14 protein-coding genes and 1 other RNA gene are annotated in these 15,343 nt (G+C 34.7%); 7 read left to right on the top strand and 8 right to left on the bottom strand.

The annotated features are described in order from the left end of the window. Positions 1-41 precede the first annotated feature (41 nt). The 4 genes from buk to AC6CHR_RS07885 form a co-directional block, all read right to left on the bottom strand. The gene (buk, locus tag AC6CHR_RS07870; protein ID WP_498248039.1) at positions 42-1,154 is read right to left on the bottom strand and encodes a butyrate kinase; all 1,113 of its coding nucleotides are present in this window, start codon (positions 1,152-1,154) and stop codon (positions 42-44) included. A gap of 66 nt (positions 1,155-1,220) precedes the next feature. Then, positions 1,221-2,324 (bottom strand): branched-chain amino acid dehydrogenase, encoded by a 1,104-nt coding sequence (bcd, locus tag AC6CHR_RS07875; RefSeq protein WP_498248040.1) that lies wholly within the window; start codon positions 2,322-2,324, stop codon positions 1,221-1,223. A 20-nt stretch (positions 2,325-2,344) separates the two neighbouring features. After that, complete coding sequence (gene yqiS, locus AC6CHR_RS07880) at positions 2,345-3,241, bottom strand: phosphate butyryltransferase (RefSeq protein ID WP_498248041.1); 897 nt, start codon at positions 3,239-3,241, stop codon at positions 2,345-2,347. A 225-nt stretch (positions 3,242-3,466) separates the two neighbouring features. Next, the gene (locus tag AC6CHR_RS07885; protein WP_498248042.1) at positions 3,467-5,536 is read right to left on the bottom strand and encodes a sigma-54 interaction domain-containing protein; all 2,070 of its coding nucleotides are present in this window, start codon (positions 5,534-5,536) and stop codon (positions 3,467-3,469) included. Between the two features lie 202 nt (positions 5,537-5,738). On the opposite strand from AC6CHR_RS07885, the gene AC6CHR_RS07890 reads away from it, so the two are divergent. Together AC6CHR_RS07890 and AC6CHR_RS07895 are read left to right on the top strand one after the other, a co-directional pair. Next, positions 5,739-5,975, top strand: a complete 237-nt coding sequence (locus AC6CHR_RS07890) for a DUF2627 domain-containing protein (RefSeq protein ID WP_498248199.1) — start codon at positions 5,739-5,741, stop codon at positions 5,973-5,975. 201 nt (positions 5,976-6,176) lie between these two features. Continuing rightward, positions 6,177-6,299, top strand: coding sequence for a biofilm-forming protein (locus AC6CHR_RS07895; protein ID WP_498248044.1), 123 nt, complete (start codon positions 6,177-6,179; stop codon positions 6,297-6,299). A gap of 218 nt (positions 6,300-6,517) precedes the next feature. Here AC6CHR_RS07895 and AC6CHR_RS07900 read toward each other — a convergent pair whose 3' ends face one another. Together AC6CHR_RS07900 and AC6CHR_RS07905 are read right to left on the bottom strand one after the other, a co-directional pair. Next, entirely contained in the window at positions 6,518-6,943 is a 426-nt protein-coding gene (locus AC6CHR_RS07900) for a VOC family protein (protein ID WP_498248045.1), read from the bottom strand. A 475-nt stretch (positions 6,944-7,418) separates the two neighbouring features. Beyond that, the gene (locus AC6CHR_RS07905) at positions 7,419-8,144 is read right to left on the bottom strand and encodes a glycerophosphodiester phosphodiesterase (protein WP_498248046.1); all 726 of its coding nucleotides are present in this window, start codon (positions 8,142-8,144) and stop codon (positions 7,419-7,421) included. A 50-nt stretch (positions 8,145-8,194) separates the two neighbouring features. On the opposite strand from AC6CHR_RS07905, the gene AC6CHR_RS07910 reads away from it, so the two are divergent. From AC6CHR_RS07910 to AC6CHR_RS07925, 4 genes are all read left to right on the top strand, one after another. Continuing rightward, the gene (locus AC6CHR_RS07910; protein WP_498248048.1) at positions 8,195-8,347 is read left to right on the top strand and encodes a YycC family protein; all 153 of its coding nucleotides are present in this window, start codon (positions 8,195-8,197) and stop codon (positions 8,345-8,347) included. A 600-nt stretch (positions 8,348-8,947) separates the two neighbouring features. Further along, positions 8,948-9,922, top strand: coding sequence for a ketoacyl-ACP synthase III (locus AC6CHR_RS07915; protein ID WP_498248050.1), 975 nt, complete (start codon positions 8,948-8,950; stop codon positions 9,920-9,922). Positions 9,923-10,490: 568 nt separating this feature from the next. Beyond that, on the top strand, positions 10,491-12,722 hold the full coding sequence (locus AC6CHR_RS07920) for an alpha-galactosidase (RefSeq protein ID WP_498248051.1): 2,232 nt from the start codon (positions 10,491-10,493) through the stop codon (positions 12,720-12,722). Between the two features lie 374 nt (positions 12,723-13,096). Then, complete coding sequence (locus tag AC6CHR_RS07925) at positions 13,097-13,678, top strand: YitT family protein (RefSeq protein WP_498248052.1); 582 nt, start codon at positions 13,097-13,099, stop codon at positions 13,676-13,678. 142 nt (positions 13,679-13,820) lie between these two features. Here AC6CHR_RS07925 and AC6CHR_RS07930 read toward each other — a convergent pair whose 3' ends face one another. Next, positions 13,821-13,985, bottom strand: coding sequence for a hypothetical protein (locus AC6CHR_RS07930; RefSeq protein ID WP_498248053.1), 165 nt, complete (start codon positions 13,983-13,985; stop codon positions 13,821-13,823). A gap of 195 nt (positions 13,986-14,180) precedes the next feature. Beyond that, a non-coding RNA gene (ssrS, locus tag AC6CHR_RS07935) (6S RNA) lies at positions 14,181-14,369 on the bottom strand. 314 nt (positions 14,370-14,683) lie between these two features. Between ssrS and AC6CHR_RS07940 the strand changes: the two genes are divergently transcribed. After that, complete coding sequence (locus AC6CHR_RS07940; RefSeq protein ID WP_498248054.1) at positions 14,684-15,073, top strand: hypothetical protein; 390 nt, start codon at positions 14,684-14,686, stop codon at positions 15,071-15,073. Positions 15,074-15,343: the final 270 nt, after the last annotated feature.

Consider the following 15,343-nt stretch of genomic DNA (forward strand, 5'->3'; position numbering starts at 1 on the left):
TTATAAAAATTAGCCCGTTGAAAAAATCGCTTTACCTAGTATCAAAGGATCTCTTCTGTGACCTTCGATGTCAATTTTACATATAGCTTAGCTTCTTCCTCACCAGCTAAAACACGGAGAGCACCTTCTGCAAGTGCTTGTAATTCATTTTCCCCAGGAAAAACTAAAACATCAGCTATCCAATCGACATAAGCTGAAATTTCTTTGGTTAAATTCTTTCCGTATGCTAAATCTCCTGTTAAGACGATCGCATCAACTTTCCCTTTCAGTACGGCACTTGCAGAACCTATTTCTTTTGCTATTTGATAAGCCATAGCTGAAAAAATCAGTTTTGCCTTTTCATCTCCGGCCTCTACCATCTTTTCTACCTTCACAGCCTCTTTAGTGCCTAAGTAACCATAAAGACCACCTTGTCCGATAAGCTTCATTATTATTTCTTCGCGATTATACTCCCCTGAGTAGCACATTGTTACAAGGTCCCCTGCTGGTAAGGATCCTGCACGCTCAGGGCCAAAGGGACCGTCTCCATGTAAACCGTTGTTTACATCGATTACTCTCCCCATTTCATGAACACCGACAGTTATTCCACCGCCCATATGTGTAACAATCAAATTCATTTCTTCGTATTTCTTTTGGAAATCAGATGCTACACGTCTAGCAACAGCTTTTTGATTTAATGCATGAAAGATACTTCTTCTTTCAATATCAGGTGCTCCAGAAATCTTGGCAATTTCAGCCATTTCATCAACTACCACTGGGTCTACAATATATGATGGGATATTTAACCCACTAGCTATATCATAAGCAATAATCCCGCCAAGATTTGAGACGTGTTGACCAGCAAATCCTTCACGTAAATCCGTAAGCATCAACTGATTTACGATGTATGTTCCACCTTCAATCGGGCGAAGTAATCCACCCCTTCCACAAACAGCATTAAGCTTTGAGAGATTTATGCCATTTTCATGAAGGGTTTCTAAAATGCTTTCACTCCGAAACTTGTGTTGATTAGTGATGCTATTAAATGAGTAAAGCTTAGTTGAAGGGTGACTGATTGTTTTTTCAAAAATTGAGCGTTCATTGTCAAAAATACCAATTTTCGTTGATGTTGATCCAGGGTTTAAAACTAGAATTCGATATTCCTTCTCTAGCAACGGTTAAACCTCCAACAGTTTATAAATTATGATTGTTAAACAAAACGATTATTACACTACTAACACTTACTTTTCTGACCTACGACTTAAAATATGATGGCCATTTCGTAAAAATTGACTACGTGAATTCTTCATCCGCTCAATTCTCTCTTCTGCCAAACGATCTGCAGCCATATAGGTTGGGATTCCATCACGTTTCGCTATTTCAAGAACGCGAGCTATATTCTGATAGATGCCTTCTACCTTCTTCATGGCACGTTCACTGTCATACCCATATAATTCATCTGCTACATTAATAACTCCTCCAGCATTGATTACATAATCGGGTGCATAAACGATACCTAATTGATTTAAAATATCGCCGTGCTTTGTATCTTTTAACTGATTGTTAGCAGCACCAGCAATGACCTTTGCTTTTAACTGTGGAATTGTAACATCATTTATCGTGGCTCCAAGTGCACATGGCGCATAAATGTCGCACTCAACACTATAAATATCATTCGGTTCTACTGCTCTTGCATTAAAAACTTCCACGGCTTTACGTACTGCGTCTTTATTAATGTCGGTAACAATAAGCAGCGCACCTTCTGCGTGAAGATGTCTACAAAGATTATAAGCAACATTTCCGACACCCTGGACAGCGATTACTTTACCTTCAAGGGAGTCCGTTCCAAACGCTTCCATAGCAGCTGCCTTCATCCCTCGATAAACGCCATAGGCTGTAACTGGTGATGGATTACCAGATGAACCAAATGCAGGAGATATTCCTGTAACAAAATCTGTTTCTTCATGAATTAAATCCATGTCAGCCACAGTAGTTCCGACATCTTCTGCAGTAATATATCTTCCATTTAGACCTTGTATATATCTACCAAACGCACGAAACATCTCTTCATTTTTGTCTTTTCTCGGATCACCTATAATGACGGTTTTACCTCCGCCCAGATTTAACCCTGCGGCTGCATTCTTATACGTCATTCCCTTTGCTAAACGGAGTGCGTCTTCGATCGCTTCATCCTCTGATTTGTAAGTCCACATACGAGTTCCACCTAAAGCTGGTCCTAGGGTTGTATCATGGATGGCGATGATTGCCTTCAATCCTGATTGTTTATCCTGGCAAAAAACTAACTGCTCATAATCGTACTGCTCCATATATGTGAAAATTTCCATGATGTCATTTCCTCCTAGAGTTACTTTTCAGATGAACAAATCGCTAAAGCTAAAGAAAAAAGCTTACTTTCAGAAGAATCTGATCGACTGGTTAATACAATTGGTGCTTTGGCTCCAGCAATAACAGCTCCTACCTCGGCATTTGCAAAATAAATCAATGACTTATATAGAACATTCCCAACTTCAATTGTCGGTACAAGCAAAATATCTGCTTTTCCTGCAACATCACTTTTAATCCCTTTACGAGAAGCCGATACCAATGAAATCGCATTATCTAGGGCCAGTGGTCCATCTATATGGCAATTCTTGATTTGTCCCCGTTTATTCATTAATGTTAATGAAGCTGCATCGATTGTTGCTTGCATCGAGTGGTTTACAACCTCTACAGCTGCCAGAGCAGCAACATTAGGGTACTCAATACCTATAGACTTAGCAATACCCACTGCATTTACTACAATTTGTTGTTTTTGCTGCAGATCTGGTTCAAGGTTCATTGCCGCATCAGTTACCATCACAAACTTAGAAAAACCAGGAATCTCAAAAATTGCTACATGTGATAACACGTTCTCTGTTCTAAGCCCATATTCCTTATTTAACACAGCTTTTAAAAGTGTTGAGGTTGGGAGATTTCCCTTCATAAGTACAGACGCTTCATTTTGACTAACGGCTCTAACCGCTAATTCAGCCGCTTGTTCTTTAGTTCTAGCTTGAATGATTTTGACTTTATTTATGTCAATATCCTTAACAATTAATAATTCTTCAATTTCCTCTTTTTTACCAAACAGCAAAAAATTGGCCAAGTTATATCTAATTGCTTGTGAGATCGCATCCATAACTTTTTCATCCTCTGCTGAAGCAACTGCCACAACCATGGAATCTAATTTTGCTGCTTTGACCAGAAGACTTTCTAACTTCATTTGATCTCATATCCTCTCAGAAATAATGCATCTGCTGTTAACAATATATAAGCAAAAAGTGTGCCAACATATAATCACATGATTGAATTTCCGACTTTTTCTGTAAATTATTTTTTATACACCAATAAAACTAAATATTTATCTTATCATTAACTATTTATTCAAAATCGTTAAATCACTTTTTCATCATATAATGAACATGCACTATTTTGCAAACCATGAATGTTATTGCATGCTATTATTTGCAAGATTATATTTTTCCATCTTATAGTACAAGCTTCTTAAGGATATCCCTAATGCTTTTGCAGTATTCGTTCGATTATACTCATGAGTCTCTAACGATTTTTTTATTACCGCTGTTTCAACTCTCTCTACAGCATCAGCTAACAACTCTTCATTATTATGGACAAAGGCTATTCTATCTTGAGTTTTTCTCTCCTTTGATTGTTGAAGTGTTGGAATATGTTTTGCTTCGATTTCATTTTCGTAATGTTGCATAAAGATCATGGCTCTTCCTAATACGTTCTCAAGTTCACGGACATTACCGGGCCAATCATATCGAAAAAGAAGTTCTGTCGCTTCAATTGTTACACGTTCAATATTTCTACCATAATCCTGATTCAATTTACTAATCAATCTTTCACATAATAATGGGATATCTTCTTTCCGGTCCCTTAATGGTGGTATTGATATTGGATAACGATTTAGTCGGTAGTACAAATCCTCACGAAAACCGCCATCTGCCATTGCTTTCTCAATATTTATATTGGTTGCTGCAATGACTCTAACGTTTACTGGAATAGGCGTAGTTCCTCCAACTCTTACGAATTCACTTTCCTGTAAAACACGAAGGAGCTTAGCTTGCATGTTTGCTGACAGTTCTCCGATTTCATCTAAAAAAATACTTCCATTATTCGCCTCTTCAAAATATCCCTTTTTACCTCCACGTTTCGCACCAGAAAATGCACCTTCTTCATAACCAAATAGTTCGCTTTCTAGAAGATTTTCCGCAATTGCTGCACAATTCACCCTAATAAACTTGTTGTATTTTCGGTCACTCGCATTATGGATAGCATGTGCAAAAAGTTCCTTACCAGTACCAGATTCACCTCTTAAAAGTACAGTAGCTGGTGTTTTCGCACCTAATTTTGCTTGTTCAATCGCCATTTTCATCTCGTCACTTACACCGATTATGTCCTGAAAAGAATATTTCGCTTCCAACGTTCGGATAATTTGTCTAGCTCTGTTTAACTCAGTTGTCAGCTTTTGAATTTCTGACATATCCTGAATAACACCAACACTACCTTTCAACTTGCCATCCACAATGACTGGAGCTACATTTACGATAACATCTCGTTTAGCAGGCCCTACTTTCATTCTAACGCCACGAACAGCTCTTCTTGTCTTAAGTACTTTCATATGCATGCTGTCTCCTTCTGAGATGTCAGCTGTTGCCGGTTTACCTATTACTTGCTCCTCTGATAACCCTGTCATCTTTGTATAGGCACGATTAATTAAAAGACCTCGACCTTCTTCGTCCACAACCGATATGGCTTCTTCAGAAGACTGAATGATTGCTTCTAGCATAACTTGAATCTCTTTTAAATTCGTTACCTCTTCTGCTAAATTAACAACCTCAGTTATATCTTTAAAAAGGGCTAATGCTCCTAATAAATTTCCCGATTTATCGATTATTGGTATTCTTGTTGTAATAATCTTGATATCGTTTTCAAGAACCTGCTCTTGATTTGATTCAATTTCGCGTGTATTTAACGTCCTCGGTAACTTGCTTGATGGAATTACCTCATTAATTCTAAGACCAACAGCCTTTTCCTTAGGAAATTTAGTAATCTCCGCTGCTGTTTTATTAAATAAGATAATTTTTTCGTTTATGTCAATGACAATCACACCGTCGTTCATCGAATTGAAAATGGTATGTTGTTTATATGTTTCTTCCTTGAGTCTTGAAATGAGCACTTCTTTTTCTTCTACCAGTTCTGAAATAAGATGAGCAACCGCACCAGGAATGATAACCATTCCAGACGGTTTCTCCTGTAACAATTGTTGTATCACCTCATCATTGCCTGTTGCTTCAATGATAAAGTTAATATTTTCATTGCTTTCAAGCTTCCAATTCTTACTTGTCTTAATCCCCAGTTTCCTCGCGACTTCCATCCCTGGGGCTTGTACATTCTTATCCACAACGATTGCAACCTTCATTACGTTGGTTTCAACTATTTTTTTTAATAAAGCAGTCCCGCTTTTTCCTGCTCCAATTATCATTACACGCTGCATAAGCTTTCCCCCTCTTGTTATCGAAACTTAAGCAACCACTATTTCCATCAAAATATAATTCCATAATTAGAAAGTGAATTCGACTACATATATTTTTTATTGCAAAAAATTGCACACCTTTATAATAGCCTATATAATACCTCTTGACAAACAGTCGGGAGAGACAGACAATTAATTTTAGAACATGAAAGGAACGTTAAATATGTCTAGAATTATTGCACTTTTCATTATGGTTATACCTGGTATTCTAGCCGCACTAGGTATTAAGCTCATGCGGGATATGACTTTTGGCACTCTACAAGCTCCAATACCTTTTTTATGGCTCCAATTCATTATTGGCCTCGTCTTTTTTATAGGTGGTCTTAGTTTTATTGCTGGATTTGTTTTTTACAGAGATAGGAAAAGAAATAAAGTACAAAATAGATTCAATAAAAAGTAATAGTAAAAGAGAATCAGTAAAAAGCAGTTCTTTTGAGCTGCTTTTTACTGATTTTTTTAGAAAAACTAATTAACCGATCCTTTGTAGAATATTCTAGAAAGTTGGACACTATATCCTGAATGAATAATTGCTTTCTAGAGACAATAATGGAGGACGGGTGTTTTGTATTACAAATCCTAACCTCAGAAAGTGGTGAATCATTTGACTAAAAAAGGCATCCAAAATTCAAGTATTGAGCAATTAAAAAATGACCATGAATCCGAAACTGCTTTTAAAGTAGATGACCCAAAGAAACATGGTACTGATCGAAAGAAAAACAAATAGTTTATGGGAACCTTTTTTGGTTCCCGATTTTAAATGTTCATAATTCTACTAACATCCTTTCTTAATTAATAATCCGATAGCTCCCCTACAAAATAAAATCTCACAAAAAAATCGCTCCCTTTATAGGAAGCGACTTTTTATTTCTATCACAGATCTTACCTTCTAAAATATCTAAGAAAACATTAGATTTAATTAATACTGAAAAACTGACTTATTAGCTATTTATTATCCTGAGTAGAGACTTGCCACGTTATACCAAACTTATCTGTTACTTGACCGTATGATGGGCTCCAAAAAGTTTCTTGAAGCGGCATCACAATCTGGCCATCTTCACTTAGTTTCTCAAATACTTCTTTCGACTTTTCTACAGTGTCAATAGTAATCGCTATCGTTACTTGTGAGCCAATTTGATATGGTTGACCCGGAAATGTATCAGAAACCATCAAATCTGTATGACCAACTTGCAAATGCCCATTTAATACACGGTCTTTTGCCTCAATAGGTGTTGGATACTCTGGATTTTCAGGCATATCACCAAACGTTTGAACACCCAATACTTTTGCATCCAATGCACGTTCATAAAATTTAATAGCTTCTTGTCCATTACCGTCCAAAACTAAATACGGATACATTCCTAGAATCATATAGACACCTCTTTTTAAATTTTTGTTTGCTAATTATATCTCAACTGATAAAACAATTGCTTGCAAATTAATCTTACGATATTTTCCACAATTATGTAAATGAATAGAATGTCCTACTGATCTTTATTATGGTACTATGTAACGTAACGTCCTATACTTACAGATCTTTAGAAAAAAACCAAACTTCCATCAAATATTGTTATTAAGCAACTATAAAAATTTACGATAAACATTATGGAGAAGGCTCGAAACCTTTATTACTAAGGCTCTTTTCTAAAAATTTGTTGCTCTAGTACGAATGAAAATCGGTTTTTGGATTTTTATGACGTAATTGAAGTTATCTCCAAAGGGATATTAGAGTATTTTAGCGAAAAGAGCACGATGAAATAGTTAAAACGTGTACATTAGTACTTTGTACGGAAAACAACAATCTTTGCGAAAACAGCCATTACTAAAGTAAAGATAGTTGATAAAATTAATCTCTTAGTAAATCAATTGCCATCTTCGGAAAATCAGTAATTATCGCTGCGCATTTTTCACTTATCAGCTGTTCCATAAGAACTTTATCATTTACTGTAAACGGACGAACATCTATTCCAAATTGTTGAGATTGAAAAATTATCTCGCTTTTTGCTGCATGAAAATACGGATGTAAACCTTGTGCACCTATTCTTGACGCATATTCCCATGGTTTATATAAGCCTTCCATATAGAGTATAGCTGTTTCTACTTCAGGAGATATATTTCTACATTCAACTAAAGAATAATGATTAAATGAAGATAAGATTACTTGTCCTTTTAAGCCATAGTAATGGATAAGCTCAATTGTCTTTTCTTCTAATTTAGGGTAATCGATAATCGTATTTTTCAATTCTATATTTACAATAAAAGATTGCTGGCTACTCACCCATTCAAGTACCTCCTTTAGACTAGGGATACAAGCTCTATTTTTATATTGAGGAAATTTATAGTTCGCTTCCATTCTAGTAAGCTCTTGATAAGATAGATCCTTTACTAACCCAGATCCGTTAGTCGTACGGTCTACCGTTTCATCATGAATGACGACAAGTTCCCCGTCCTTCGTCATCTGAACATCTAATTCAATTCCATCAGCTCCTGCATCAATAGCGGCTTTAAAAGCTAGCATCGTATTTTCAGGATAGTTGCCAGCTGCACCTCGGTGCCCTAAAATCAATGTCATCTTGTATGCACCTTCATTTCGTGTAAAATAGTAAATTAGGAGGAATGATTATGAGACCATTACAGATTTCTGCTGATACAGCTCAAAAACTTGCAAAATCATTAAATGTTCCACTCGAGCAGATTATGCATATGCCTCAACATATTCTACTCGCAAAACTCGCAGAACTTAATAGCCAAGATGCTCCAGAAAAGAAAGACTAAATCACTAGTCTTTTTTTACTTTTTATTAAGGCTGCTTTCGTAAAGATTGTTGTTTTTACGTACAAAGTACTAATGTACACGTTTTAAGTATATCTTCGTGCTCTTTTCGCTAAATGACTCTGATATCCCTTTGGATATTGCTTGCTTCAATTTAGATCATAAAAATCCAAAAGTCGATATTCATTCGTACTTGACCAACAAACTTTTAGGAAAGAGCCTTATTAAAAGTCTCTCTCTCTAACTCAAGTAAATGTCATAATTTTTATATTCTTAAGATCTTTGATAAGATTGGTTTGAGGTATACGGGCGAATACGTATACATGATATGCTTTTTTATCTATTCTTAAATATTCCTCATGGTTACTTTCTCTCTTTTATTATTCTACTTTATATCCCGCTTTCCTTTTTTAACCCCTTGATATATTTTAAATTACATCTATATTTTTCACTAATTGCTCGACTTTCCTTTATTTTCGTTTACAGCATATTCCAACCTTTACGATAGCTTCTATGAATGATAATAAATTTCTAAATAAATTAGTACCAAGTATAATATGCAGATGTTACTATTAGCTTATAAAATAAAACGAGGTGACTACCATGATTTCAAATACTCGCATAACTGCAATTGGCTCTTATGTACCTGATTTAATTGTGACAAATAATGATCTTGAAAAAATGGTTGATACTAATGACGAATGGATATTGAGGCGAACTGGAATAAAAGAAAGAAGATTTGCTTCAGAAGATGAATTTACTAGTGACCTAGCGTTAAAGGCTATTGAAAATTTAGTTGAGCGTTATGATAAAGATTTAAGTGATGTTGATATGATTATCGTTTGTACATTAACACCAGATTATTTAACCCCTAGTGTCGCTTCTTATATTCAAGGTAAATTAGGATTAAAACAAGCCGGAGCTATTGATATTGGTGCAGCTTGTGCTGGCTTTACATATGGATTACATTTAGCAAATGGCCTAATAACATCTGGTTTACACAAAAAAATACTTTTAGTGGGGGCAGAAACGTTATCCAAGATTACAGACCTCAAAGACCGTACTACATGTATTTTATTTGGTGATGGAGCTGGGGTTGTTCTTGTTGAGTATGAAGAGAAAGGAAGTTTCCTTTCCTCTTATATCGCTTCTGAGGGTGAAAAAGCAGGCCATTTATACGGAACCAATTTATCAGACAAAATGTATGGTAAAGAATTACAACACAAAAAGCAACTTGTCCAAAATGGACGCGAAGTGTATAAATGGGCTGTAACAACGGTTCCTGTTGGGATGAAAAAGGTAATGACAAATAGTAATCTTTCTTTACAAGATGTTAACTGGTTTATCCCTCATAGTGCAAACCTAAGAATGATTGAATCTATTTGTGATAAAAGTGACTTTCCCCTTGAAAAAACACTTATTAGTTTAGACCAGTATGGAAATACTTCCGCTGCTTCAATTCCTCTGGCCTTAGATATTGGAATAAGAGATGGAAGGGTTAAACAAGGAGATCATTTGTTACTGTATGGATTTGGTGGAGGTCTTTCCCATTCAGGTCACTTAATTAAATGGGGTTAGAGTCCCAATTACCTTAATTTTCATGGCATGATCAATAAAACTTGCTATGAAAGTTAGGGTACGTTTTTTGAACGTTTTTTGAAATGGAATGGAATTTGACTCTCCTTCTCCTTCGTTCAGTTCACAATTTTTCTGACTCTGATCTATTAAAAGCTATATCAAAAAGCAAACCTAAATCAAAACCAAAATGCTTAATATTCATTATAACTTCTTTATTTAGATACAAGTCATGCCCTTCATTACAATTTATATGAATTAATATTAGTAATTAAGTCTTACAAGTCCACCTTTAAAGCCATGATTAATTGAAATGATTAATATTAACTTATCGATTACCTTATTTCACTTTATTTATTGTTGTAAAATCTCTGTATGATTGATACAATTCAATTGTATATGATAACCTTCATAATAAACTAACTAGATTATAAGCTAAATCCATTGATTCTTTACTTAACTGAACCTAATAAATGTAAGGGATTACTTATTTGGATTTGGCAAGTTATTACTAACATATCTATTATGAAAAAAGGTATAAATAATGAGATAGATGGGGTGTAATTTAATAATGTCTATTAAAGTAAACTTAGAAACAAAAGAATTCCACTTATTTAACAACAATGTGAGCTATATATTTAGAGTGCTTGAAAAAAGCAATCAACTTGAACATCTATATTATGGGAAAAAGATTACACATCGTGATTCCTTTATTCATTTATTAGAACGTGAAATCCGACCATCTTGTAATATGTTTGAAGAGGATCATACCTCTACTCTTGAACATATAAAACAAGAATATCCAAGCTATGGTTCAACAGATTACCGTTATCCTGCACATATGATTACAAATAACATCGGAAGTCATATATCAAATTATCAATATCAAAGTTATAAGATTTTCGCAGGTAAAAAAGCACTTCACCAATTGCCAGCAACCTATGTTGAGAATGAAAATGAAGCAGACACCCTAGAAATCACACTTTGGGACGATGTATTAAAAAGCAAATTAATTTTAAGCTACACCATCTATGAGAATAGAAACGTCATTTGTCGTCATACACGTTTTATAAATGAAGGCGAAGAATCTTTTTATATAAATAATGCAATGAGTGCTAGTGTAGATCTTCCTGATGATCAATACGAAATGGTTCATCTAAATGGTGCTTGGGCACGAGAAGCTCATGTAGACTCACAAAAATTATTTAAAGGAATTCAATCCGTTTATAGTACTCGAGGCGCAAGTAGTCATGCACATAATCCTTTCTTAGCTTTAAAGCACCTTGAAGCAACCGAACATAACGGTGAGGTTTATGGATTTAGTTTGGTGTACAGCGGCAATTTTCTAGCACAAGTTGAGGTCGATACGTACAGCGTAAGCCGTGTTTTAATGGGTATTAATCCTCTACAATTTAAATGGAAGTTAAACCCCAATGAAGCCTTCCAAACACCTGAATGTGTGATGGTCTATTCTGAAAATGGTTTAAATGGCATGAGTCAAACATATCATGAGTTATACAGAGAACGCTTAGCACGTGGCTATTGGAGAGATAAGGTGCGACCTATCCTAATCAATAACTGGGAAGCAACCTATTTTGATTTTAATGAAGAAAAGGTTTTAGAAATTGCATCAACAGCAAATGATTTAGGAATTGAACTTTTTGTCCTAGATGATGGTTGGTTTGGCGAACGTCATGATGACACAAGTTCATTAGGTGACTGGTTTGAAAATACAGACAAGCTACCTAACGGGATTAAAGGTTTATCTGAAAAGGTTGACGCACTTGGAATGAAATTTGGCCTTTGGTTTGAACCAGAAATGGTATCAAAAGGAACAAAGTTGTATGAGGAACACCCCGATTGGATCATTACAACTCCTGATCGACGCGCCTCACATGGTCGTAATCAATTTGTATTAGATTTCTCTCGTCCTGAAGTTGTCGATCATATTTTTACTTTGATGGATAACATTATAGCTGATTCAAAAATCTCATACATTAAATGGGACATGAACCGGTATATTACAGAAGCCTACTCAACTAGTTTAGAGGCTGACCAACAGGGTGAATTATTTCATCGCTATATTCTAGGTGTTTATGATCTTTATGAGCGTTTGATTACGAAATATCCTGAAATTTTATTTGAGTCATGTGCTGGTGGTGGTGCACGTTTTGATCCAGGTTTACTCTATTACGCACCACAGGCATGGGCAAGTGATGACACTGATGCAGTTGAACGATTAAAAATCCAATATGGTACATCGATGGTCTATCCATTAAGTTCAATCGGTAGCCATATATCTGCTATACCGAATCATCAAGTAGGACGTATGACTCCTATTGAGACACGTGCTAATGTTGCATACTTTGGTACATTCGGTTACGAACTTGATATAACGAAATTAACGGATGAAGAAAAATCAAAAGTTAAGGATCAGGTTTCCTTCTTCAAAGAAAAACGAAACTTAATTCGTTCAGGGGATTTCCATCGTTTGTTGAGCCCATTTGAGTCAAATGAAGTTTCATGGATGGTCGTTTCAAAGGATCAAAGTGAAGCAATAGTCGGTTATTACAAAGTCCTTGCAAAACCAAATGATAAATACTATCGCCTAAAATTAAAAGGTTTAGATCCTGATAAGCTATACGCAATTGAAGGAATCAAAACAACACATTTTGGTGATGAATTAATGAATCTTGGTATTGTTCTTGGAGAAGACTACACAGATCGCGCTTCCGAATATTGGTCTAGAGAACATCCTCATGATTATGATTCAAAACTATTTGTCTTGAATGAGATAAAATAAATAAATTTGATAAATAGATTAAGTACTTTTAAAAAATAAGAATAAATCACAGAAAAAAGCTTGGGTATAACTAAGCTTTTTTCTGTGATCATTTTACACTGTTAGTTATTACTAAAAAGTACGGGTGTCTGTTGATTGTTCAGTGTTTGATGACTTTCTAATTGAATGCAACGAAAAAAGCCCGTCTTCCGTTAATACTGCACTGCGCTCTAAGATTAAAAGCAGGTATATGGTTTTCCATATGGTAGAACTACGGATGACAATAATGTCACTATTATATGTAAACTGCTTGATTGAGTGTGTATTCAAGTAATATCTTAGTCACCTTCTCATATAGTTTAAGATACACAATTGAGACAAGGGGACTGTTTATATTGAAAAGGTTACTTGTATTACTGTTTTCAAGTATTTGTATCGGAGTTGGCATCAACATGTTCATCCTACCGATTCATCTGATTAATGGCGGTATTTTTGGCATAAGCTTATTAATTAAATATATTTGGGGCGTTAAGATTGGACATGTTATGATAATACTCAATACCCCCATTTATCTGGCTGCTCTTAAATACGATAAAACTTTATTTATCAATGCCATCATTGGGTTGGCTTTCACTTCAACGATGATCGATTTATTGGTTCCTCTAAATGGAATCATCCATCTACCTATAGTATCTAGTGCAATACTGGGAGGTATTATTATTGGCATTGGAATTGGTTTCATGCTTCGATACCATATCAGTCCAGGTGGAGTTGATTTAATAGCACTTTTAATCTCAAAATCGAGAAATATTAATCCTGGTATTGTTATTTTCTTAATCGATTCTTTAATTATTATCATAGGAATAATTATTTTAAAAGATTTAAAGCTAATTTATTCTTTTATAACCATTTCATGTGTAAGCATATGTGTTATACTGCTTAATACTTTTAGATCAGTGAACCTTTTTTTAAAATAAGATCGTCTTTCAAAGTAAGATACAATTATGTAAGGTGCAGTTTGCATCAGGATCATGCCTTTACTATGATCTAACGCTTACCTTACCTCTTCTACCTCACTCTTTTGAAGAAAAGACCCAGATTCATTATAGTAACAAGCTCTTATTCAGTCACTTTATTACTCGGATCGGAATCAACCTCCGAGTCTGTTGATTCTATTTCATCGGTTACTTCTTCATCATTATCAGTTGGAATATCTTTATTGTTTTGATTACAACCAGCAATCAATAAAATGATTAGCAAAAAACTCAATTTCAACCACTTCACGTATTCTCACTCCTGAACATTTATAGGTATATTACCAAAATGGTCAAAAATGGTGGAATCTAAACACATTCGTGTTATAATCATTGAGTTTTACTTCAAACATTTCTCATTCATACTACTCCTGTTTAATTTTTTTGAATTCAATAGAAAAAACCAGACTTCTAATAGAAGACTGGTTGTTAGTTATTAGTTATAAGCAAAGCCACGTTTGCCGTAATTTGGATAAGAAAGTTTTAAACCACCACTCCTACAAGTGGGTGTTCGCAATAACCATCCTGTCTTCCCCTTCTCACATTAGGCCTGACATTTAAGTTACAATGTAAAACTCCCTATTTCAGCATAAAGGTTAAAACTTAATTAATATTACGTACATCGTAGCTGTTAATTTTAATCATACACGTAAGAATTAACTTGATCAAATGTAATATTTGGAAAACTAACTGTTCATATTAATTAGGTGAGATGAGTTCCTCTAAAAAAGTTGTTTCTCAAAAAGACACCCCCTTTACTAATAGATTTTATTCCATTATAAATGATGACTTTCGGTAAATAATACAACCCTAAATAATCCCTTGAACTCTCTATCTACTACACTCATTTTTCACTATACGCAACTAATAATATCCATAATTCTACCTATTTTCCCATATAATGCGTTATCATTATTCTATTAATTGACATTTTTAGGAGGAGCTTTATTGAAAAAGCAGTACTTATTTATGATTTTACTCGTAATGATCTTTATTACTTCAAATCTATTCCCAACTTTAACCTCAGCACATTCTGATGGTGATGCTGAACATTTATCAACTGAAGTTGTCGAAGAAAAAACTGAGGGAAATGGGGATCAAGCTACTTTCATTTTTTTCGTTGTTATTGCCTTTTACATACTACCGCTGTTAAATTCTAATTTCGGAGTGAGACCTTTAATTATTCATAAATTTAGAACAAAGCAATTATGGAGTAATATTGTTTTAGCTATATTTTTTATAGCAGTATGGCCCATCACTTTTATGATCGTCGTCATTGAATTAATCCACTTCTTATTTGCCAAGAAACAAAAGAACGGAAATGGGCCCTCATTGTGAGAGCTCTTTTTAATTTGCTAACCAATAGTTGAGTTGACTAGCTATTACATCCTCATGACTTTCTACTAGTCAATTTGAGAAAAGCTGGATACTGATACTACCCAATTATGTAATCCTGCTAAATTAGAGAACTTACTATTTTATCTAGGCTCTTTTCTAAAAATTTGTTGCTCTAGTACTAATAAAAATCGACTTTTGGATTTTTATGATTTATATTGAAGCTATATTCAAGTGGAAATCAGAGTAATTTAGCGAAAAGAGCACGAAGGT

The sequence above is a fragment of the Metabacillus sp. GQ13 genome, from assembly GCF_059758525.1.

Coding starts and splice junctions, on each gene's coding strand:
- bcd (WP_498248040.1), bottom strand. CDS start 2,324: ATGGAAATTTTCACATATATGGAGCAGTACGATTATGAGCAGTTAGTT.
- yqiS (WP_498248041.1), bottom strand. CDS start 3,241: ATGAAGTTAGAAAGTCTTCTGGTCAAAGCAGCAAAATTAGATTCCATG.
- AC6CHR_RS07885 (WP_498248042.1), bottom strand. CDS start 5,536: ATGCAGCGTGTAATGATAATTGGAGCAGGAAAAAGCGGGACTGCTTTA.
- AC6CHR_RS07890 (WP_498248199.1), top strand. CDS start 5,739: ATGTCTAGAATTATTGCACTTTTCATTATGGTTATACCTGGTATTCTA.
- AC6CHR_RS07900 (WP_498248045.1), bottom strand. CDS start 6,943: ATGATTCTAGGAATGTATCCGTATTTAGTTTTGGACGGTAATGGACAA.
- AC6CHR_RS07905 (WP_498248046.1), bottom strand. CDS start 8,144: ATGACATTGATTTTAGGGCACCGAGGTGCAGCTGGCAACTATCCTGAA.
- AC6CHR_RS07910 (WP_498248048.1), top strand. CDS start 8,195: ATGAGACCATTACAGATTTCTGCTGATACAGCTCAAAAACTTGCAAAA.
- AC6CHR_RS07915 (WP_498248050.1), top strand. CDS start 8,948: ATGATTTCAAATACTCGCATAACTGCAATTGGCTCTTATGTACCTGAT.
- AC6CHR_RS07920 (WP_498248051.1), top strand. CDS start 10,491: ATGTCTATTAAAGTAAACTTAGAAACAAAAGAATTCCACTTATTTAAC.